Consider the following 1,656-nt stretch of genomic DNA (forward strand, 5'->3'; position numbering starts at 1 on the left):
CTAGGGCTGCTGAAAAACTCTGGCTGGGAGCACGGCTGATGTGATTCGCTCCAATTGACGGGGGGAGCGGGTTGATGCGCGGTTCGGACGAGCAGACGGCGTTGTTGTTCAGCTACGTGAGTTGTGAGGCGCGCGTGCCTGCGGATCATCCGCTGCGGCTGATCCGAGCGGTGGTGGATGAGGCGTTGGAGGTGCTCTCGCCGGAGTTCGACCGGCTCTATGCGCGCGTCGGTCGGCCCGGTATCGCGCCGGAGAAGCTGCTGCGGGCGCTATTGCTGCAGGCGTTCTACTCGGTCCGATCCGAGCGGCAATTGATGGAGCAGATTGGTTATAATCTGCTGTTCCGCTGGTTTGTCGGCGTGGCGATGGACGCGCCGCTCTGGGACGCGACCACGTTCAGCAAGAACCGCGACCGGTTGCTGGACGGCGACGTGGCCCAGCGGTTGCTGGCGGCCGTGGTGGTGCAGCCGCGGATACGGGCGCTGATGTCGGACGAGCATTTCTCGGTCGACGGTACGCTGATCCAGGCATGGGCATCCCACAAGTCGTTCCAGCCCAAGCCGGAAACCGAGAACGGCGATCCACCCACACCGCCCGGCGGCGCAGCTAGCCCTTCGCCGGGCCGCAATGCCGAGCAAAACTGGCGCGGGCAGAAGCGCAGCAACGAGACGCACCGCAGCACCACCGACCCGGACGCCCGACTGGCTCGCAAGTCCAACGGGCAGGCCAGCATCCTGGCTTATGCCGGGCATGTGCTGATGGAGAACAGGAGCGGCCTGGTGGCGCAGAGTTGCCTGACGCATGCCACCGGCACGGCCGAGCGGGACGCCGCCCTGGTGCTGGTTGACCGACTGGCCCGGCGGCGACGGATCACTTTGGGGGCCGACAAGGGTTACGACGTGTCGGGCTTCGTGCAGGCCCTGCGACAGCGCCAGGTGACGCCGCACATCGCTACAGATCGTCGGCTCAGCAAGACCGGCGTCGTGCGACGTTCGGGCGTGGATGGACGCACCGAACGCCATTCCGGCTACGCTGTCAGCCAACGCATCCGCAAACGGATCGAGGAGGTGTTCGGCTGGGTGAAGTCATCAGCCGGGTTCTGACAGATAAAGCATCGCGGTCGAGACCGCGTCGCTTGGTGCTTCGACCTCGCCACCACCGCATACAACTTGATCCGTCTGCCCAAGCTGTTGGCTCCCGCCGCCTGAACCTCAGCAAGGTCGCCAAATCCAGAGCAATCACAGGCTGTAATCGTTGACCTCGAACACTTCCTTACCAAGGCAGTGCTCCAATATCCATCAGGAAGCCTTTTTTCCAGCAGCCTGCTGGCCCTGCAGCAACCTCGCGCCCAAGGCCGGCGTTTCCAATGAACTCGACGAGATTTGAGCGATGCTCCAACTGAAAACTGTAGAGCGCATGGGCCCCTTCACCAGCGATCCGCCGCGCCGGAGCCGGGTATCACCCAGTTCGATAAGACGCTGGTTCGGCCAGGCCCTCTCGCGAATATCGTGAACTGTGGCAATAACATCTGGCGAGGGGAGTTGCGGCATGGCCTGGGCGATTAACAGTGCGATCGAGGCGGTAGAGCGCGAAATACCGGCATGGCAGTGAACTAGGGTTCGGACTCATAACCAGTAGCTGACGGTTGCTGCGAGG

At 63.3% G+C, this 1,656-nt stretch carries 1 pseudogene; it reads left to right on the forward strand.

Annotation, left to right across the window (positions count from 1 at the left end):
* The first annotated feature begins 74 nt into the window (after window positions 1-74).
* Window positions 75-1,208 (forward strand): annotated as a pseudogene (locus tag GSQ76_RS19170) (IS5 family transposase).
* Window positions 1,209-1,656 lie beyond the last annotated feature (448 nt).

The sequence above is a fragment of the Acidisphaera sp. L21 genome, from assembly GCF_009765685.1.
Classification (GTDB): Bacteria; Pseudomonadota; Alphaproteobacteria; order Acetobacterales; family Acetobacteraceae; genus LMUY01.